The organism is Streptomyces sp. NPDC001532 (assembly GCF_040298625.1).
Taxonomy (GTDB): Bacteria; Actinomycetota; Actinomycetes; order Streptomycetales; family Streptomycetaceae; genus Streptomyces.
The window spans coordinates 1-19,259 of sequence record NZ_JBEPAL010000001.1; the positions used below are offsets into that span (position 1 = coordinate 1).

The 19,259-nt window shown below is 73.6% G+C and carries 13 protein-coding genes and 3 tRNA genes; 9 read left to right on the plus strand and 7 right to left on the minus strand.

All coding sequences use genetic code 11. The annotated features are described in order from the left end of the window. The 4 genes from ABT232_RS00005 to ABT232_RS00020 form a co-directional block, all read left to right on the plus strand. The coding region (locus tag ABT232_RS00005) for a VMAP-C domain-containing protein (RefSeq protein WP_502975301.1) at nt 1-856 on the plus strand (856 nt) is incomplete at its 5' end. Nucleotides 857-913: 57 nt separating this feature from the next. Further along, nucleotides 914-1,921 (plus strand): AAA family ATPase, encoded by a 1,008-nt coding sequence (locus tag ABT232_RS00010; RefSeq protein WP_351833563.1) that lies wholly within the window; start codon nt 914-916, stop codon nt 1,919-1,921. Next, nucleotides 1,911-6,374 (plus strand): SAV_2336 N-terminal domain-related protein, encoded by a 4,464-nt coding sequence (locus ABT232_RS00015; RefSeq protein ID WP_351833564.1) that lies wholly within the window; start codon nt 1,911-1,913, stop codon nt 6,372-6,374. The genes ABT232_RS00010 and ABT232_RS00015 overlap by 11 nt, the downstream gene beginning before the upstream one ends. Nucleotides 6,375-6,544: 170 nt before the next feature. Next, nucleotides 6,545-7,582: a rod shape-determining protein gene (locus ABT232_RS00020; RefSeq protein WP_351833566.1), complete on the plus strand. Its 1,038-nt coding sequence runs from the start codon at nt 6,545-6,547 to the stop codon at nt 7,580-7,582. A gap of 30 nt (nt 7,583-7,612) precedes the next feature. Here the strand turns inward: ABT232_RS00020 and ABT232_RS00025 are convergent, their stop codons facing one another. Together ABT232_RS00025 and ABT232_RS00030 are read right to left on the minus strand one after the other, a co-directional pair. Further along, entirely contained in the window at nt 7,613-8,602 is a 990-nt protein-coding gene (locus ABT232_RS00025; RefSeq protein WP_351833567.1) for an anti-sigma factor RsbA family regulatory protein, read from the minus strand. Then, on the minus strand, nt 8,599-8,922 hold the full coding sequence (locus ABT232_RS00030; RefSeq protein WP_351833569.1) for an STAS domain-containing protein: 324 nt from the start codon (nt 8,920-8,922) through the stop codon (nt 8,599-8,601). The genes ABT232_RS00025 and ABT232_RS00030 overlap by 4 nt, the downstream gene beginning before the upstream one ends. A gap of 177 nt (nt 8,923-9,099) precedes the next feature. Between ABT232_RS00030 and ABT232_RS00035 the strand changes: the two genes are divergently transcribed. Next, nucleotides 9,100-9,690, plus strand: a complete 591-nt coding sequence (locus ABT232_RS00035) for an ANTAR domain-containing protein (RefSeq protein ID WP_351833571.1) — start codon at nt 9,100-9,102, stop codon at nt 9,688-9,690. Nucleotides 9,691-9,717: 27 nt separating this feature from the next. Here the strand turns inward: ABT232_RS00035 and ABT232_RS00040 are convergent. The 3 genes from ABT232_RS00040 to ABT232_RS00050 form a co-directional block, all read right to left on the minus strand. Continuing rightward, nucleotides 9,718-9,791, minus strand: a tRNA-Ile gene (locus tag ABT232_RS00040). A gap of 166 nt (nt 9,792-9,957) precedes the next feature. Then, nucleotides 9,958-10,030 (minus strand) — tRNA-Asn (locus ABT232_RS00045). Nucleotides 10,031-10,035: 5 nt separating this feature from the next. Beyond that, nucleotides 10,036-10,108, minus strand: a tRNA-Asn gene (locus ABT232_RS00050). 170 nt (nt 10,109-10,278) lie between these two features. On the opposite strand from ABT232_RS00050, the gene ABT232_RS00055 reads away from it, so the two are divergent. The 4 genes from ABT232_RS00055 to ABT232_RS00070 all read left to right on the plus strand — a co-directional run bounded on the left by ABT232_RS00055 (nt 10,279) and on the right by ABT232_RS00070 (nt 15,861). Further along, a complete protein-coding gene (locus tag ABT232_RS00055) occupies nt 10,279-10,584 on the plus strand; it encodes a YtxH domain-containing protein (RefSeq protein ID WP_351833574.1) in 306 nt (101 codons plus the stop codon). Between the two features lie 57 nt (nt 10,585-10,641). Continuing rightward, the gene (locus ABT232_RS00060; RefSeq protein WP_351833576.1) at nt 10,642-12,093 is read left to right on the plus strand and encodes an FGGY family carbohydrate kinase; all 1,452 of its coding nucleotides are present in this window, start codon (nt 10,642-10,644) and stop codon (nt 12,091-12,093) included. A gap of 106 nt (nt 12,094-12,199) precedes the next feature. Then, nucleotides 12,200-13,933: an ABC transporter ATP-binding protein gene (locus tag ABT232_RS00065; protein WP_351833579.1), complete on the plus strand. Its 1,734-nt coding sequence runs from the start codon at nt 12,200-12,202 to the stop codon at nt 13,931-13,933. Continuing rightward, nucleotides 13,933-15,861: an ABC transporter ATP-binding protein gene (locus ABT232_RS00070; protein ID WP_351833581.1), complete on the plus strand. Its 1,929-nt coding sequence runs from the start codon at nt 13,933-13,935 to the stop codon at nt 15,859-15,861. Before ABT232_RS00065 ends, ABT232_RS00070 begins: the two co-directional genes overlap by 1 nt. Nucleotides 15,862-15,901: 40 nt before the next feature. Here the strand turns inward: ABT232_RS00070 and ABT232_RS00075 are convergent, their stop codons facing one another. Together ABT232_RS00075 and dnaG are read right to left on the minus strand one after the other, a co-directional pair. Continuing rightward, a complete protein-coding gene (locus tag ABT232_RS00075; protein WP_351833584.1) occupies nt 15,902-17,209 on the minus strand; it encodes an RNA polymerase sigma factor in 1,308 nt (435 codons plus the stop codon). 99 nt (nt 17,210-17,308) lie between these two features. Beyond that, a complete protein-coding gene (gene dnaG, locus ABT232_RS00080; RefSeq protein WP_351833587.1) occupies nt 17,309-19,210 on the minus strand; it encodes a DNA primase in 1,902 nt (633 codons plus the stop codon). Nucleotides 19,211-19,259: the final 49 nt, after the last annotated feature.

A 19,259-nucleotide genomic window follows, 5' to 3' on the forward strand; every position in this document is an offset into this window, starting at 1 on the left:
CGGGGCGTCCCCGCGCGGGGGGGCGCCGGCGCCCCGCGCGCCCGCCCCGCGGCCGCCGGCCTGGTCGCCGGTGGTGGTCGACATCGACCACAGCGGCGCCGGGGCCGACCAGGTCACCGTCGAGGTGTCCGCGTACCGCGACGGCCGGCGGCGGCCCGTCGCGGCCGGCCGGCTGCCGCACACCGCGGTGCGGTCCTACGTCCAGCAGCGCCTCGACGAGGCCGTGGCCCAGCTCTCGCCCGACGCAGAGGAACTGGTGACGTTCGTACTGCCCCGCGCCTGGCTGAACGAGCCGGTGGCCCGCTGGGAGTGCAGCCCGGACGACAGCACTCCGCTGGGCTGCGCCTACCCGCTCGTGGTCACCGACCGGGCCCGGTACCGCAAGGGCCGGCTGCGCCACCAGCTGCACAAGAGGTGGCAGAAGCTCGACGCGTCCCCGAGCGCCGCCGTGCACCGCGTCGAGTGCGGCACTCCCGAGCGCCCGGCCGGGCTGCGCAAGCGGCTGTGGGACGCTGACGCCCCGCTCGCGGGCTTCGCGTCCCCGCCCACGGCGGCCGGGGAGCACTTCGTGGTCTCGCTCACCGTCCCGGTGCCGGTGCTGCTGTGGCGCCGCACCGGCTGCCCCGGCCCGGGGACCTGCGACCCGTGCTCCGGCACCGCGTTCCTGGACCGGCTGACCGAGTCCCTCACCGGCGTACCGCCCCTCGAACTCCCCCGGCACCTCCAGGAACTGCGGCTGACGGCGGACGCCGCCGACGAGCCGGAGGAGCACTGGGCGGCGGACCTCCAGCTGCTGTGGGACGACCCGCGCTGCTTCCCCGAGCCCGCCGCGAGCCTGCGCTCACCCGTCGCCTGAACCGCCCGCACGACAGCACGTACGACAACACGTATGACCATCGGAGAAGAAGCGCCCATGCCCCTGTGGCCCGTCTACACCGGTACCGAGAAGCCGCACGACGGCGTCGACCGGCTGCCGCCGCCCCCGCCGTGGCGTGCCTTCGACGGCGGGCCGGTGCTGCGGGTCCCGGACGAGTCCGCCGACACCGCCGCCGTCTCGCCCGACCGCGCGCACCGCGCCGCGACCTACCGGGCCACCGAGGAGGCGGTGCAGCTGGTCAACGCGGCCCTCTACCTGCGCCGCCCGCTGCTGGTCACCGGCCCGCCCGGCACCGGGAAGTCCTCGCTGGCGTACGCGGTGGCCCGGGAGCTGCGGCTCGGCCCGGTGCTGCGCTGGAACATCACCAGCCGCAGCACCCTGAACGACGGCCTCTACCAGTACGACCCGCTCTCCCGCCTGTACGCGGCCCGGCAGGCACCGCAGGCGGACGCCGGCATCGAGAACCACCTGCGGCTCGGCCCGCTCGGCACCGCCCTGCTCCCCTACGCCCGCCCCCGCGCCCTGCTCATCGACGAGATCGACAAGAGCGACCTCGACCTGCCCAACGACCTGCTGAACGTCCTGGAGGAGGGCCAGTACGAGATCCCCGAACTGGTGCGCACCGCCCGGGACACACCGGCGGGCCGGGCCGAGGTGATGGCCGACGGCACCGACGAGCGGGTGCCGGTGGAGCGCGGCCGGGTCCGCTGCCGGGCCTTCCCGTTCGTCGTCCTCACCAGCAACGGCGAACGCGAGTTCCCGCCCGCCTTCCTGCGCCGGTGCGTCACCCTGGAGCTGCGGCAGCCCGACGACCGGCACCTCACGGAGATCGTCCGCGCCCACCTGGGCGAGCCCGACGGTCCCGCCCAGCGTCTCATCGAACGCTTCCTGTCCCGGGCGAGCGTCGGCGACCTGGCCACCGACCAGCTGCTGAACGCCATCTACCTGTCCCGCACCGCCGATCTGGACGCCTCGTCCCTGGACGCGCTGGCGGAACGGCTGATGCCGCACCTGGGCCAGGGTCCGCAGAGCGATGTCTTCTGAGCCGTCGGAACTCCCGGCAGCCGTGGCCCGCCTGGCCGACGTGCTGGCCGAGGCGTCCGGCGGCCCCCGCCCGGCACCGCTGGAACTGGCCGAACTGCTCTGGCTGGCCCGGCACATGACGGACCCGGACCACCGCGGACCGCACCCGCCCCCGCCGCCCGCCGAGCGGCCGGAGCGACCGCCGTCACCGCCCCGGCCGCCCGACCACCCGGCACCGCGACCGGCCGCGGACCCGGCGCCCGCGGCGGACCCCGCGCCCGGCGCCGAGGCCGAAGCCGGCCGTGCCCCGCTGCATCTGCCCGCCCCCGAACCGGCGCCCGGCACCGCGACCGCGCCGCACACCTCGCTGCTGGCGCCCGCACCGCCGATGCTGCCCCACCCGCTGCCCCTGCAACGCGCCCTGCGCCCGCTGGGCCGCCGGGTCGACTCGCCCACCGGCCGGGAACCGGACGAGCGGGCGACCGCCGACCGCATCGCCCGGCTGGGCGCCGCCCCCGAGTGGTGGCTGCCGGTGCTGCGCCCGGTCCGGGAGCGCTGGCTGCGCCTGAACCTGGTCCACGACGCCGGGCCCACGATGCCGGTCTGGCGGCCCCTGGTCCGCGAACTGCACACCGCGCTGGCCCGGTCGGGGCTCTTCCGCACGGTGTCCCTGTACCGCGCCGGACCCGACGGCACGGTCCGCGGTCAGGCCGCGCAGGGCCCCGCCGACGGCCGCACGGTCACCCTGCTGATCAGCGACTGCATGGGCCCGCAGTGGCGGGAGGGTCCCGCCGGCACCCGCTGGCACACCACCCTGCGCGGCTGGGCGCGCCGGATGCCCCTGGCCGTCGTCCAGCCCCTGCCGGAGCACCTGTGGCGGGACACCGCGCTGCCCACGGTGGCGGGCCGGCTGTCCGCACCGCATCCGGCGGCCCCCGCGGCGGCGCTGACGTTCACGCCGTACGAGACCCCGGACCCGCGCGCCGCCGGACGGTCGCTCGTGCTGCCGGTGCTGGAGCCGGCACCGCGCTGGCTGGCGAACTGGGCGGCGCTGCTCACCGCGCCGGGCCGCCGCGAGGTCCCGGCCGCCGTCGGCGTGCTCGGCCGTCCGCTGCCGGCCGACGCCGACGACCGCACGGACGTCGCGCGGCTCTCGCCGGAGGAACTGGTCCTGCGTTTCCGGGAGACGGCCTCCCCGGAGGCGTTCCGCCTCGCCGGTCACCTGGCCGTGGGCCGCCCGGACCTGCCCGTGATGCGGCTGGTCCAGGCCGCCGTCGAACCGCGGCCGCGGCCCCAGCACCTGGCCGAGGTGATCCTCAGCGGCATGCTCACCACCGCGCCCGGCCCGCCCGGCAGCTACCGCTTCCGCCCCGGCGTCGCCGAACTGCTGCTGCGCAGCGTGCCGCGCACGGCCCGGGGCCGCACCACCGAACTCGTGACGCGCGTCGGCGCGCTGATCGACACGGCGGCGGGCCGGGCGCCGGGCGAGTTCCGCGCGGCGACCCCGTCCGCGCGGGGCACCGAGGCCGCTGTGGACGGCGAGGCGTTCGCCGCGGTCAGCGCGGAGAGCGTACGGCGGCTGGCCGGCCGGCCGGCCGGGGAGCTGTTCGCCGGGCGGTACCGGCTGCTCGAGAGGGTGGGGACGGCGGGCGCGAACTGGCTCGCCGAGGACGTCCGCAAGGACGACGAGCGGGTCCTGGTGCGCCGCCACAGCCCGCTGATCTGGGACCGCGAGGACTTCACCGAGGTGGCCCGGAGACTCACGGCGGTCCGCCACCCCGGGATCGCGGCGGTCCAGGACTACGGCGTCGCGGACGGATTCACCTATCTCGTACGGGAGTACGTCGACGGGCTCCCGCTGCCGGACCTGGCCGAGCGCGACCCGGGCGGTCTGTCGGCGGCCCGGCTCACCGCGCTGCTGCCGCCGCTCGTCGAAGCCCTCGACGCCCTGCACGCGCACGGCCGCCCGCACGGGGGGCTCGACGCCTCGCAGATTCTCCTCACCGCGCGCGGTCCGGTGCTCACCTGTCTCGACGGCCTCTCCGTCGGTACCGGGAGCCGGGCGGAGGACCTGCGCTCCCTGGGAGTCATCACCTCCTCGCTGTACCGGCGCGAGCAGCTCTCCGCCCCGCTCGCCGACGAGCTGGACACCGCGGTCACGGAACTCGCCTCCGCCCTCCCCGAGACCCAGGAGCGCGGCGCGGACCGGCTGCGTCACCTGGCCGAGCGGCAGGACGGCACTCTCACGGTGTCCCTCCTCGGCCCGCTGCTGGTCACCCGCGGCCGCCGCCGGGTCGCCGTGGACGGCGAGGAGCAGGGCGTGCTCGCCCTGCTGGCGCTCCGCCCCGGCCGCCCCGTCGCACTGCGCGAGGTGGCCGGCGGGCTGTGGGAGGGGGCCTTCTTCCAGCAGCAGGCGCACGAGCTCGCGGACGTCCACGCCGAACGGCTGCTGCCGGACCTCGGCCCGCGGCTCGCGCGCGCCGACGGCGGCTGGGTCCTGGACGTCGACGCCGACGACGTCGACGTGCTCCGCTTCCGGCGGCTGGCCGACGAGGCCGGCGACGCCCACGGCGCCGGCGACCTCCGTCGCGCCCGGGAGCGGGCGCGGGCCGCGCTGGAGCTGTGGCGGGGCGAGCCGCTGAAGGACGTGCCAGGACCGGCCGCCCGGGCCGTCCGCGCCGAACTCCGCACGCTGCGCCGCACCTTGCTGGACCTGCTCGCCGCACCGGAACCCGCAGCCGCACCCGCACCCGAGCCGACACCCGCGCTCACCTCCGCACCCGAGCGCACACCCGAGCGCGCACCCGAGCCCACGCCCGCACCCGAACCCGCCACGATCGCCTTCACCGCCGGTGACCTCACCGGCCGCCCCGAGGCCCGCGTCGCCCTGGAGGTCGCCGTGCACGACATCCTGACCCGCGGCTCCCTCGCCCGGCACCAGTACGAGGTGATCGCCCGCGCCGACGGCTACCTGGTGCGCGCCGACCCCGCCGCCTACCTCCTGCCGGTCCTGGTCGCCGTCCTGCGCACGCTGCCCGGCGCCTTCGCCGAACTGCGCGACCCGCCGCGCCTGCGGGTGGCGTTCCGCGGCGCGGCCGTCCCGGAGCGACCGGCCGCCGCCGTCCTCGTCGCCGTACCGCCCGCGCTGTACGAGGAGTACGCGGGCAGTTCCGCGGCCCTGCGCCGGGAACGCTTCCACCCGCTCTTCGGGCCCGCGCCGGATGCCGCGCCCGTCGCCTGGCACTGCCGGCTGTCGCCTCCCGACGACGAGGAGCGGGACCTGGTGCGCGGGCCGTTCACCACCCCCGATCCGCGCGACCTCGGCATCCCCGCCCCCGGCCGCACCGCCGTCGTGCACCTGGCCGCCGACGGCCCGCCGACCCTGCTCGACCCGGCGGTGGCCATCCCGTACGGCGGGAACCGGCCGCGGGTGGCGACGTACTACGAGGTCGACCTGACCACTCATCAGGCGCACGGCGAGCTGGTCCTGCCCAGTTCCGGCAAGGGCGACTTCAGCGCCGCCGTGGATCTGTCCTGGCGGGTGGCCGACCCGGTCGCCTTCGTCCGCGCGGGGCTGACCGGCGTCGCCGAGGCGCTGCTGGCGCGGGTGCGCGACCATGCGGCGGCGATCACCCGCCGGCATCCGCTGCGCCGGGCGGCCGGTGCCGAGCGCGCGGTGAACGCGAAGCCGCTCGGGCGGCCGCTGCCGGGACTGGCGGTGACGTGCTCGGTGCGGCTGGCGCCGGAGCGGGCGGCGGCACCGGCCCGGCCCGCGGAGTCCGGCTCGCTGCCGGGACTGCTCGCCGCCGCCGAGACCGTGCTGATCGGCTTCGACGGGCCGATCGCCCGGCTGTACTCGGCGGCGGCGGCCCGCGAGGCCGCGCTCGACCTGCTCCGGCTGGTCGGCGAGCACCGCGATCCCGAGGACGCGCTGACCGGTCGCCGACTGGCCGTCGAGGCGGTGCGGGAGGGGGCCGTGCACCCGCTGGACGTGCTGCGCGCCTTCGCGCACGACCGGCTCGGCCCGGTGCTGCGCCGCCGTCTGGACGAGGTGGAGCTGGCGGCCGTGCGGCACGCGCCCGCCACCCACCACTGCGTCCCCCTGATCCGGGCCCTGCGCGCGGCGGGGCGCGGCGTGGACGTGGTCACGGACGTCGGCGCGGCGGCCGTGCACCGCTATCTGGAGTCGCACCGGCTGCCGCTGGACGGCGTCCACGGCCGCGACGAGGACCTGGCCCGTCTGATGCCCGATCCGGACCGGCTGCTGCGCGCGCTGCGCCGCGCCGGGGCACCGGTCGAGGCCGGGGTGCTGATCGGTGCCTCGCCCGCGGAGGCCGCGGCGGCCCGGCGGCTCGGGCTGCGTTTCGTGGGCCTGGCCCGCAATCCGACCGTCGAGCGGCAACTGCGGGAGGCGGGCTGCGAGGTGACCGTCCCGTCGCTGGGTCCGCTGCTGGACGCGGCCTCGGCACTGTGACCGCTGCCGGCCGCCCGGCGCGGAGCACACGCGGGTACGGAGGCGAAAACACCCGTTCGGTGGCGCCTCGCCCGGCCCTCTCCAGCAGGCGGCCCCACCTCCGCCCGCGCACGATGCGAGGGAGGCCCGCCGCCCGGCGGCCCACGGTCTGTGCCTCGGGAGGACCTGCCATGACCGCCAGTCTGGAGCAGCTGCGCCGCTGCCATTTCGCCGTCGACCTGGGCGCGGCGAGGACACGGGTCTACGTCAGGGGCGCCGGGCTCGTCGTCGACCAGCCGTCCGCCGCCGCCGTGAACACGCGGACCGGCGCGCTGATCGCGGTCGGCGAGTTCGCCGAGAAGATGACGGGCCGCACCCCCGACTACATCCGTGTCGTGCGGCCGGTCTCCGGCGGCACGGTCGTCGACATCGAGATGGCCCAGCGCATGCTCCGCCATCTCCTCGGCGACAAGATCCGCCGCAGTCTGCGCCGCAGGCCCCGGCTGCGGGCCGCCGCCTGCACCCCGCACGACGCGGACCCGCTGGCACAGCGGGCCACCATCGAGACCCTGGTCGGCCTGGGCGCCCGCCGGGTGGAGCTGGTGGACACGCTGATCGCGGCCGCCGTGGGCTGCGGACTGCCCGTGGAGCAGCCCGAGGCGACGATGGTCCTGGTGTGCGGAGCCGCCGCGACGCAGGTCGCGGTGCTGTCCCTCGGGTCGATCGTGACCGCCGAGCGGATCCCGGTGGGCGGCGAGGCGGTCGACCACGCGATCGTGCAGCTCCTGCGCCACGAGCACGAGCTGGTGCTGCCCAGCCAGTCGGTGCGGCCGCTCCAGCTGGCCCTGTCCGGCAACGGCCTCACCCCGCAGGGCCCGGCGTCCACGGAGATCCACGGCCGGGACGTCGCCACCGGTCTGGCGCGTTCGGTGCAGGTGGACACCGCCGCCGTGCGGGACGCCATCCAGACCCCGCTGACCGCCGTGCTCGACGGCATCGGCAAGGTGCTGCGGGACTGCCCGCCGGACCTGGTGGCCGACCTCGCCGACCGCGGCATCATGATGGTCGGCGGCAGCGCGCTGCTGCCGGGCCTGGACCAGATGCTGCGGCAGGCCACCGGGATGCCGGTGCACATCGCGGAACGGCCCGACGTGTGCGCCGTGCAGGGGCTGGGCGCCATGCTGGAGGGCAAGATCGAGCCGCTGGTGCTGGACCCGCTGAGCAACTGACGGCGGCCGGCCCGCCGGGTACGCCCGCGCTCAGACGGCGAACCAGCAGCGCACCGTCGTGCCCGTCTCACCCGTGTGCAGCCGCACCAGGTCGGCGATCAGGTTCACCAGCAGCAGTCCGCGGCCGCCCCGCTGGTCCCGGGAGGCGGGCAGCCGGCCGGCGAGCGGGTTGGTGAGCCGCCCCTCGTCGCGCACCTCGCACACCACATAGCCGTCCTCCGCCCACACCCGCACGACGCCCGTCCCGCCCCCGTGCACCACGCTGTTGGTGGTCAGCTCGGCGGTGGCCAGGGCCAGGTCGCCCAGGCGGGTGCCGGTGAGGCCGAGGCGCGCGCCGGCGTCGGTGACGGTGTGCCGGGCCACCGGCAGGGACTCGCTGTCGTACCGGAAGGCGAGGGCGTCCGGGACGACGGGCAGCGGCAGGTTGTGGCGGGCGACGACACCGTCGGGGTCGTACCCGGCGCTGATCCGCCCCTCGGGCCCGGTCCCCGCGTCCACGATCGTCGGATGGGTGGCGTGGGCGTCGGCGAGCACCTCGGGCGCGAGGCGGTTGCGGTCGTACGGGCACAGGATGGTCACCCGGCGGCCGGTGAAGACGGCGTTGATCAGTGCCTCGTGCTGGGCGCAGGCCGGGTACTCGGTGGTGCTGCGGCCCGTCCAGATCGGCTCGCCGATGATCCGCACCCGGCGGTCGGCGGGGTGGGCGTCGGCGAAGTCGCGCAGCACGCCGGGGATGATGCGGCCGGGATTGCGGCCCGCCTGGCGCATGTCCAGCATCCTGACCCCGGCGGCCGCCTCGCCGAGGGCGTCCCGCAGCAGGTCCAGCCGTTCCCCGGGCACGGCCACCGCGACCGGTTCGCCGGCGGTCAGGCCGTCGAGGACGAAGGGGACGGTGGCCGCGAGGTACTCGTCCTCGTCGCCGTAGAAGAGGGCGGGGTGGACGAACGGGTCGTCCGGCAGGCCGTCGTCGCGCACGTCCCCGGTCTCCCCTGCTCCGGTACCCAAGGCATCGGCACTCATGAGATCGACACCTCCGCCGTCGACACTTCGATCGCCGGCAGGTCGGGCCAGAACAGCTCCAGGGTCCGGCGCAGCGTGGGTGGCGGTCGGTGCAGTACCAGCCGCCGGCCGCCGGGCAGGCGCCGGGCGGCGGCTGCCAACGCTACCGCTCCGGCGACGTCGACGAACGTCAGGGCGGACAGCTCCAGATGGCACACCTCCTCGGGGCCCTGCACGACGCGCTCCAGCGCGCTCTCCCAGATGTCGCGCGTCCCCAGGCCGACCTCTCCCGCCGCCCGTACCCCGCGCCACTCGGCCAGCGGGGACACCGTCAGCTCCACACCGTCTCCCCACGCTTCCGGACATCCACGCACGTACCCCGCGCGGCGGTCGCTCATTCCTCGCCATCCGGCTCCGCACGGGTGTACCGCGCGATACGCCGGGAAGGCGCACGATGTCACGAGGACGGACGCCAAGGTTGAGCCGAACGGACGACAACGCTGGAGTCGAGGACGGTTGTGAGGACTGCCGAGTCGAACCCGCTGATCATCGAAGGCCGCACCGACCTCTCCGGCAGGGCGAGACTGTTCGCGCGCGGTGAACTCGTCCGCGGGTGCGCCGAGGCGCTGGCCGAGGCCCTGTCCCGGCTGCCGGACACCACCCGCCGGATCGAGCTGGACATGTCGGGCGTGGTGTTCATGGACACCGCGGGCCGCGAGTTCCTGGAGCTGCTGCGCGACCACGGCGAGCGGCACGCGATCCCGGTGGCGGCGGTGAACTGGAGCGGCCAGCCGAAGGACTTCTGGGAGCTGTGCGAGGAGGTCGAGCAGCTGCGGCGGGCGATGGCGACCCGGCCGGTGATCGACCAGGCCCGCGGTGTGCTGATGGCCACTCATGCCTGCACCTCGGAAGAGGCCTGGGACATCCTGCGCGAGGCCTCCCAGCTCTCCAACACCAAGCTGCGCACGGTCGCGGCGACGGTCAGGGCGAGCGCCGAGGACGCCTCCGCGACCCCTCCCGAGGAGCTGGACACCGCCCTGCGCAAAGCCGTGGCCCGCGTCCGCGGTCAAGGGACCGACCCCTCCGAGGCGCTGCGTCACAGCAGCTAGAAACGGTTCTTCTCGAAGAACCGCGAGTGGGGCGGGTGGGACTCGAACCCACGGCCGACGGATTATGAGTCCGCTGCTCTAACCGGCTGAGCTACCGCCCCTTACGGCGCGTCGCGCACATTTGTGCGCGCCGTCTGCCGCAGCATAGCCGCTCATACGATCTCCTGCTCCGGATGGTCGGCTTCGCACGACCATGAGGACTCCGGCGCGGTCCGAGCGGTTCCCCCGGGCATGAAAAAGGACCCCGAAGGGTCCTCGTTCAGCATGCTCCCCCGACTGGACTCGAACCAGTAACCTGCCGGTTAACAGCCGGCTGCTCTGCCAATTGAGCTACGGAGGACCGAGCTCCCCCGACTGGACTCGAACCAGTAACCTGCCGGTTAACAGCCGGCTGCTCTGCCAATTGAGCTACGGAGGAATGCCTCGTTGCATCGAACGTACCTACCTGGGTATCCGCCAGGGGGCGCTCGCTCGCTGCGACACATACATTAGCGCAAGCAGGGGGGTGCTCCGCCAATCGGTATCCCGGGCGCTCCGCCGCCCGTACCGAAACCGTGCCAGGGACTACGCAAGGGAAGGGTGGCAGCCATGCGCTACCGGCTCACGTTCGCCGTCGGACTCGCCGTGGGTTACGTGCTGGGCTCAAAGGCCGGGCGCGAGCGCTACGAGAGGCTGAAGAAGTCGGCCCAGCAGATCGCGCAGAACCCCGCCGTGCGCAACACCGCCGAGAGCGCCGCCCAGCAGGGGCGCCAGTTCGCGGGCAAGGCGTATCACGTGGTCAGCGACAAGGTCGGCGACCGGATGCCCGAGTCGGTCGCGCACCGCGTCCGCTCGCTGCGGGTGCGCAGCGCCCACAACGGCGGCGAGGACGACTGGGGCACGAGCAACACCTGATCACTCCCGGGGCGCCCTCCGCCCCGGCAGGGCCCGGCGGTACGGCAGAATTTGCGCATGGGGATAGTCGCCGGGTTGGACAGTTCGCCCGATTTCACTCGTATCGTCGTCTGCGACACGGACACGGGGGCCGTGCTGCGGCAGGGCTACGCACCGCATCCGGTGGAGGGCGCCGACGGCGGACGGCCCAGCGATGTGGATCCGCAGGCCTGGCTGCTCTCCCTCGGGGAGGCGGCCGGCGGCGGACTGCTGGAGGGCGTGCAGGCGATCGGCGTGTCCGCGCAGCAGAACGCCCTGGTGCCGCTGGACGCCCAGGGCGGCACCGTCCGGCCGGCGATGGTCGGCGGGGACAAGCGGGCCCAGGTCGCGGCCGCCGACCTCGTGGACGCGCTCGGCGGCCGCGAGGCCTGGGCGCAGGCCGTGGGCTGTGTCCCGCAGGCCGCGCAGCCGGTGACCAAACTGCGCTGGCTGGCGAAGACCGAGCCGGAGGCCGCGGCGCGCACCGCCGTACTGCTCCAGGCGCACGACTGGCTGGTGTGGCAGCTGCTGGGCCGGCCGGTGCGCCGGACCACCGACCGCGGCGGCGCCTCGGGCACCGGCTACTGGTCCGCCGCCACCGGCGGCTACCGTCCCGATCTGGTCGAGCTGGCCCTCGGCCACCAGGTGATGCTGCCCGAGGTGATCGGACCGTCGGAGGCGGCCGGTACGACTCCGGAGGGGCTGCTGATCTCCGCCGGGACCGGCGAGACCATGGCCGCCGCGTTCGGACTGGGGCTCGGCTTCGGTGACGCCGTCGTCTCGCTCGGGGCCTCCGGATCGGTGATGGCCGTCCACCCCGAGGCGCTGCACGACCAGAGCGGGATGATCACCTCGCTGGCCGACGCGACCGGCATGCATCTGCCGGTGGTCACCACCCTGAACGCGGTGCGCACCCTGCGCGGCACCGCCGAACTCCTCGGTCTGCCGGACCTGGAGAGCCTGTCCGACCTGGCGATGAAGTCGACGCCGGGCGCCCACGGGCTGGTGCTGCTGCCCTATCTGGAGGGCGAGCGGACGCCGGCGCTGCCGCACACCGCGGGCACGCTGACGGGACTGCGGCGTGAGTCGATGAAGCCGGAGCATCTGGCGCGGGCCGCGTTCGAGGGCATGCTGTGCGGGCTCGCCGACGCGCTGGACGTGCTGCGCGGGCGGGGCGTGGAGGTGCGGCGGATCTTCCTGCTGGGGCCGGCCGCCGAGCTGCCCGCCGTCCAGGCCTCGGCGCCCTCGCTGTTCGGCGCGCAGGTGGTCGTACCGCAGCCGGCGGACTACGCGGCGATCGGCGCGGCCCGGCAGGCCGCCTGGGCGCTCGGGGTGTCACAGGGGGCGCTGGACCCGCGGAACCCGCCGGCCTGGCAGGGCGCGGTGGCGCAGGTCCTGGAGCCCGGCGAGGAGCTGGCGGTGGGGCAGGCGGTGCGGCAGCAGTTCGTGTCGGTGCGGGAGCAGACCCATCCGGGGGCCTTCCGGGCATAGCGGCCCGCCGGGCGCGTTAATCGGTTGAGGTAACGCGGGTGGAGTGTTCGACGATAGGGGCCAGGGGCAACCAACCGCCCCTGTCGCCGACCCCGAGAGACCCAGCGTGCTCATACGACTCCTGCGGACCCATCTGAGGCCCTACCGAAAACCCATCACCGTGCTGGTGCTGCTGCAGTTCCTGCAGACCTGCGCGACGCTCTACCTGCCGACCCTGAACGCGGACATCATCGACAACGGTGTCGTGCACGGCGACACCGGTTACATCCTGTCCTTCGGCGCCCTGATGATCGGCATCTCGCTGGCCCAGGTCGTCTGCAACATCGGTGCCGTCTACTACGGTGCCCGGACGGCCGCGGCGCTCGGGCGGGACGTGCGGGCCGCCGTCTTCGACCGGGTGCAGTCCTTCTCGGCGCGCGAGGTGGGCCACTTCGGCGCGCCCTCGCTGATCACCCGGACGACCAACGACGTCCAGCAGGTGCAGATGCTGGCCCTGATGACGTTCACGCTGATGGTGTCGGCGCCGATCATGTGCGTGGGCGGCATCGTGCTGGCGCTGGGCCTGGACGTGCCGCTGTCCTCGGTGCTGGTCGCGGTGGTGCCCGTGCTGGGCATCTGTGTGACGTTGATCGTGCGGCGGCTGCGGCCGCTGTTCCGGACCATGCAGGAGCGGCTGGACACCGTGAACCGGGTGCTGCGCGAGCAGATCACCGGCAACCGGGTGATCCGCGCCTTCGTCCGCGACGAGTACGAGGAGCAGCGCTTCCGGAAGGCGAACGGCGAACTGACCGCGATGTCGCTGGGCACCGGAAACCTTCTCGCGCTGATGTTCCCGATCGTGATGACGGTGGTGAACCTCTCGTCGATCGCGGTGGTGTGGTTCGGCGCGCACCGCATCGACAGCGGCGGGATGCAGATCGGTGATCTGACGGCGTTCCTCGCCTATCTGATGCAGATCGTGATGTCCGTGATGATGGCCACCTTCATGTTCATGATGGTGCCGCGCGCGGAGGTCTGCGCCGAGCGGATCCAGGAGGTGCTGGACACCTCGTCGAGCGTGGTGCCGCCGTCGGCTCCGGTGACAGAGCTGCGCCGGCACGGCCATCTGGAGATCCGCGGCGCCGGTTTCCGCTACCCGGGCGCCGAGGAGCCGGTGCTCAGGGCCGTCGACGTCGTCGCCCGGCCCGGCGAGACCACTGCGGTGATCGGCTCGACGGGCAGCGGCAAGTCCACCCTGCTCGGCCTGGTGCCGCGGCTGTTCGACGCGACCGACGGCGAGGTCCTGGTCGACGGCGTGGACGTGCGCTCCGTCGACCCGGAGCTGCTGGCCCGCACGGTCGGACTGGTCCCACAGAAGCCGTACCTGTTCGCGGGCACGGTCGCCACCAACCTGCGCTACGGCAACCCGGACGCCACCGACGAGGAGCTGTGGCAGGCGCTGGAGGTGGCGCAGGCCAAGGAGTTCGTGGAGCGGCTGGAAAACGGGCTGGACTCGCCCATCGCCCAGGGCGGCACCAATGTGTCCGGCGGTCAGCGGCAGCGTCTGGCGATCGCCCGGACCCTCGTCCAGCGGCCGGAGATCTACCTCTTCGACGACTCCTTCTCCGCCCTCGACTACGCCACCGACGCGGCGCTGCGTGCCGCGCTCGCCCGGGAGACCGCCGAGGCGACCGTGGTGATCGTCGCCCAGCGGGTGGCCACCATCCGCGACGCCGACCGGATCGTCGTCCTCGACGAGGGCCGGGTGGTCGGCACCGGCCGGCACCACGAGCTGATGGCGGACAACGAGACCTACCGGGAGATCGTGCTCTCCCAGCTGACGGAAGCGGAGGCCGCCTGATGGCCGGGCCCATGGGGCGGATGATGGCCGGGGGCGGACCCGATCACCGCTCGCTGGACTTCAAGGTGTCGGGCCGCCGGCTGGTCGCCCGGTTCCAGCCGGAGCGGCTGACCATCTACACGCTGCTGCTGTGCGTGCTGGTCAGCGTCGGCCTGTCGGTGGCCGGTCCGAAGATCCTCGGTGAGGCCACCGACCTGGTCTTCTCCGGCATCGTCGGGCGGCAGATGGAGCCCGGCGTCACCAAGGAGCAGGCGCTGGAGGCGATGCGGGCGCGCGGCGACGGCGAGGTCGCCGACATGCTGCGCAGCACCGACTTCACGCCCGGCGAGGGCATCGACTTCACCGCCGTCGGCAACGTGCTGCTGTTCGCACTCGTCGTGTTCGTGGTCGCCGGTCTGCTGATGGCGGTGGCGACGCGGCTGGTGAACCGGGCCGTGAACCGGACGATGTACCGGATGCGCGAGGACGTGCAGACGAAGCTGTCGCGGCTGCCGCTGTCGTACTTCGACAAGCGGCAGCGCGGTGAGGTGCTGTCGCGGGCGACCAACGACATCGACAACATCGGGCAGACCCTCCAGCAGTCGATGGGCCAGCTGATCAACTCGCTGCTGACCATCATCGGCGTGCTGGCGATGATGTTCTGGGTGTCGTGGATCCTGGCGCTGGTCGCGCTGGTGACGGTCCCGCTGTCGCTGTACGTGGCGACGATCGTCGGCAAGCGGTCGCAGCCGCACTTCGTGCAGCAGTGGCGCTCCACCGGCACGCTCAACGCGCACATCGAGGAGATGTACACCGGGCACACCCTGGTGAAGGTGTTCGGGCGGCAGGAGGAGTCGGCGCGGCAGTTCGCCGAGCAGAACGACGCGCTGTACGAGGCCGGGTTCAAGGCGCAGTTCAACAGCGGCATCATGCAGCCGCTGATGATGTTCGTCTCCAATCTGAACTATGTGCTGGTCGCGGTGGTCGGCGGGCTGCGGGTGGCCTCCGGGTCGCTGTCGATCGGCGATGTGCAGGCGTTCATCCAGTACTCGCGGCAGTTCTCCATGCCGCTGACGCAGATCGCGTCGATGGCGAACCTGGTGCAGTCCGGGGTGGCCTCGGCCGAGCGGATCTTCGAACTCCTCGACGCCGAGGAACAGTCGGCAAACCCAGTGCCGGGGGTCCGGCCGAAGGAGCTGCGCGGGCGGGTCGCGCTGGAGGGCGTGTCCTTCCGGTACGACCCCGAGAAGCCGCTGATCGAGGATCTGACGCTGACCGTGGAACCGGGGCGGACGGTGGCGATCGTCGGTCCGACGGGCGCGGGCAAGACCACGCTGGTCAATCTGCTGATGCGGTTCTACGACGTGTCCGGCGGGCGGATCACCCTGGACGGCGTCGACGTCGCCGCGATGTCGCGAGACGAACTGCGCTCCCGGATCGGCATGGTGCTCCAGGACACCTGGCTGTTCGGCGGCACCATCGCGGAGAACATCGCGTACGGCGCGGCGCGAGAGGTCACCCGCGGCGAGATCGAGGAGGCGGCGCGGGCCGCGCACGCCGACCGGTTCATCCGCACCCTGCCCGACGGCTACGACACCGTGATCGACGACGAGGGCAGCGGGGTCAGCGCCGGTGAGAAGCAGCTCATCACCATCGCGCGGGCGTTCCTGTCCGACCCGGTGATCCTGGTCCTCGACGAGGCGACCAGCTCCGTCGACACCCGCACCGAGGTGCTGATCCAGAAGGCGATGGCCAAACTGGCGCACGGGCGGACGTCGTTCGTCATCGCGCACCGGCTGTCGACCATCCGGGACGCCGACACCATCCTGGTGATGGAGAACGGCTCGATCGTCGAACAGGGCTCGCACACCGAGCTGCTGGCGGCGGACGGGGCGTACGCGCGGCTGTACCAGGCGCAGTTCGCGCAGGCAGTCGCGGAGGTCGACTGACCGCGGGAGGCCGCTCCCGGCGGGGAGCGGCCTTCGCCCGTCAGTCCAGGTAGCCGCGCAGCTGGTCCGCGAAGGCGTGGTCGCGCAGCTTGTTGAGGGTCTTGGACTCGATCTGGCGGATGCGTTCGCGGGTCACGCCGAAGATGCGCCCTATCTCCTCCAGGGTGCGCGGCCGGCCGTCCGCCAGCCCGTAGCGCAGTTGCACGACCTTGCGCTCGCGCTCGCCGAGCGTGGACAGCACCGCCTCCAGGTGCTCCCTGAGCAGCAGGAACGCGGCGGACTCCACCGGCGAGGCGGCGTCGCCGTCCTCGATCAGGTCGCCGAGCGCGACATCGTCCTCCTCGCCGACCGGGGCGTGCAGGGAGACGGGTTCCTGGGCGAGCCGCAGCACCTCGCCGACCCGTTCGGGCGGCAGGTCGAGGTGGGCGGCGACCTCCTCGGAGGTGGGTTCGTAGCCGCGCTCCTGGAGCATGCGGCGCTGGACGCGGACGACCCGGTTGATCAGCTCGACCACGTGGACCGGGACGCGGATGGTGCGGGCCTGGTCGGCGAGGGCCCGGGACATGGCCTGGCGGATCCACCAGGTGGCGTAGGTGGAGAACTTGTAGCCGCGGGCGTAGTCGAACTTCTCGACGGCCCTGATGAGCCCGAGGTTGCCCTCCTGCACCAGGTCGAGCATGGTCAGCCCGCGGCCGACGTACCGCTTGGCGACGGACACCACCAGCCGCAGGTTCGCCTCGATCAGCCGGCGCTTGGCCATCCGCCCCATGACGACCAGCCGGTCCAGGTCGAGCGCCAACCGGGTGTCCAGGTCGGGGGTGTTGAGCAGTTTCTCCTCGGCGAACAGCCCGGCCTCGACGCGGCGGGCGAGTTCGACCTCCTCGGCGGCGGTGAGCAGCGGGATCCGCCCGATCTCGCGCAGGTACTGCCGGAACAGGTCGGAGGAGGGCCCGCCGGTGTCGACGACCCGCCCCGGTGCCGGCTCGACCGGTTCGGTCTCCGGTTCGGTCTCGGGTTCGGTCTCCGGTCCGGGTTCGGTCCCGACGGCGTCGGCTGGCGCTTCCGGTTCGTTCTCCGGATGGTGCGCGGCACGGTTCTGCGGCGGCACGGCCATCAGTGCGTCCGGGTCCGCGTCCGGCTCCGCGGCGGTGGGGCTGTCGGTCTGGACGAGGGTCTGGGTCTGCACGGGGGCGACCTCCAGGGTGATCGCTGCTGAGGCGTACGGCAGCGCTGCTTGGGGGGCGGAGTCGGCGGCCTTGCCGCTGTCCGTCCCGTACGCGTTGAGCGGAACCGCGGGGGTGAGGGACCCGTGGGGGACGGATCGGCCGCGCTCCGAGGACTCAGGCACCGCCACCCAGTGTGGAGTACGACACATCTCCGCCACGAGGGGCGTGCGCGGACTTTTTGAGTCCGGTGCGTGACCGCGCGATTACGGAAGCGAGCGCGGCTACAGCGCGGCGGCGCCGTGCTCGCGCAGGGCCTGGCCGTACTGCTGGAGGACCCACAGTTCGTTCTGCACGGCGGCCAGCTGGGCCGGGTCGCCGCCGGTGCCGAGGCGGGTCAGGGTGGACTGGACGTCCTGGATGCGCCGGTCGACGGCGCGGCGGCGGACCCAGACCAGCTGTTCTCCCGCGTACGCCTCGTCGACCGTGCGGCGCATGATCGCCTCGACGGCCAGCTCGGTGACCATGGCGCGAACCGTGTCGTCGGGGGCCGCCTCGCGGACCCGGACCAGGTACTCCTGCGGGTCCCGCACGCCGTACTCGGCGCCGCCCGCGTCGAGGATGGCCTGGCGGACGGCGGCGTAGGGGGCGGCGGTGAACTCGTCGACGCCGTACGCGTCGAAGGCCGGGGAGACCAGTTCGGGGCGCTGGAGGGCGAGTTTGAGCAGTTCGCGTTCGGTGGCGTAGACCGGGTTGCGCAGGGTGAGGGCGGGGCCGGACGCCTGGGGCCGCGGGGCGGCGTCGTAGGGCTGCCGGGGGCCGCCGGCGGGGGCGGGGCCCTTGCCGCCCCGGTCGCGCGCCCAACGGGCCAGCTGCGCCACCCGCTTGACCACGAACTGGGTGTCGAGGATGCCGAGCATGCCCGCGAGCTGCACGGCGACCTCGTGCTGGGCGCCGCTGTTCTTGATGCGGGCGACGATCGGCGCGGCCTCGTCTAGCGCGGCGGCCCGGCCCGCCGGGGTGTCGAGGTCGTAGCGGGTGACGATCTGGCGCAGGGCGAACTCGAAGAGCGGGGTGCGGGGCTGGACGAGGTCGGCGACCGCGTCGTCGCCCTTGGCCAGGCGCAGGTCGCAGGGGTCCATGCCGTCGGGGGCGATGGCGATGTACGTCTCGGCGGCGAACTTCTGGTCGTCCTCGAAGGCGCGCAGGGCGGCCTTCTGGCCGGCCGCGTCGCCGTCGAAGGTGAAGATCACGCGGGCCGAGCCGTTGTCCATGAGCAGCCGGCGCAGGATCTTGATGTGGTCGCCGCCGAAGGCGGTGCCGCAGGTGGCGATCGCGGTGGTCACCCCGGCGAGGTGGCAGGCCATGACGTCGGTGTAGCCCTCGACCACGACCGCGCGGGACGACTTGGCGATGTCCTTCTTCGCCAGGTCGATGCCGTACAGCACCTGCGACTTCTTGTAGATCGCGGTCTCGGGGGTGTTGAGGTACTTGGGGCCGGTGTCCGCCTCGTAGAGCTTGCGGGCGCCGAAGCCGACGACCTCGCCGCCGATGTCGCGGATGGGCCACATCAGCCGGCCGCGGAAGCGGTCGATGGGGCCGCGGCGGCCCTCCTGGGAGAGGCCGGAGAGGATCAGCTCCTTGTCGCTGAAGCCCTTGCCGCGCAGATAGCGGGTGAGGTGGTCCCAGCCCTGCGGGCTGTAGCCGACGCCGAAGTGGACGGCGGCGGCCTGGTCGAAGCCGCGCTCGGCGAGGAAGATCCGGCCGGTGTCGGCCTCGGGGCTGGTGGCGAGCTGTTCCGCGTACCACTCGGCGGCGATCTTGTGGGCCTCGACCAGGCGGATGCGCTCGCCGCGCTGGTGGGAGGGGTTGTACCCGCCCTCCTCGTAGCGCAGGGTGATGCCGGCCTGGGCGGCCAGGCGTTCGACCGCCTCGGAGAAGGTGAGGTGGTCGACCTTCATCACGAAGGTGATGGTGTCGCCGCCCTCCTGGCAGCCGAAGCAGTGGAAGAGTCCCTTGCTCGGGCTGACCTGGAAGGACGGCGACTTCTCGTCGTGGAACGGGCACAGCCCCTTGAGGTTGCCGCCGCCCGCGTTGCGCAGCTGGAGGTACTCGGAGACGACGGCGTCGATCGGGACCGCGTCCCGTACCGCCTTCACGTCCTCGTCGTTGATCCGTCCTGCCACGCGTGAAGTCTACGGGGACCCGGTGACATGCGACGGACCCGGCGGACGG

Bases quoted from the DNA above. Each gene is read 5' to 3' on its own strand.
- ABT232_RS00070 (WP_351833581.1), top strand. From the start codon at position 13,933: ATGGCCGGGCCCATGGGGCGGATGATGGCCGGGGGCGGACCCGATCAC.
- ABT232_RS00020 (WP_351833566.1), top strand. From the start codon at position 6,545: ATGACCGCCAGTCTGGAGCAGCTGCGCCGCTGCCATTTCGCCGTCGAC.
- ABT232_RS00025 (WP_351833567.1), bottom strand. From the start codon at position 8,602: ATGAGTGCCGATGCCTTGGGTACCGGAGCAGGGGAGACCGGGGACGTG.
- ABT232_RS00055 (WP_351833574.1), top strand. From the start codon at position 10,279: ATGCGCTACCGGCTCACGTTCGCCGTCGGACTCGCCGTGGGTTACGTG.
- ABT232_RS00010 (WP_351833563.1), top strand. From the start codon at position 914: ATGCCCCTGTGGCCCGTCTACACCGGTACCGAGAAGCCGCACGACGGC.
- ABT232_RS00060 (WP_351833576.1), top strand. From the start codon at position 10,642: ATGGGGATAGTCGCCGGGTTGGACAGTTCGCCCGATTTCACTCGTATC.
- ABT232_RS00015 (WP_351833564.1), top strand. From the start codon at position 1,911: ATGTCTTCTGAGCCGTCGGAACTCCCGGCAGCCGTGGCCCGCCTGGCC.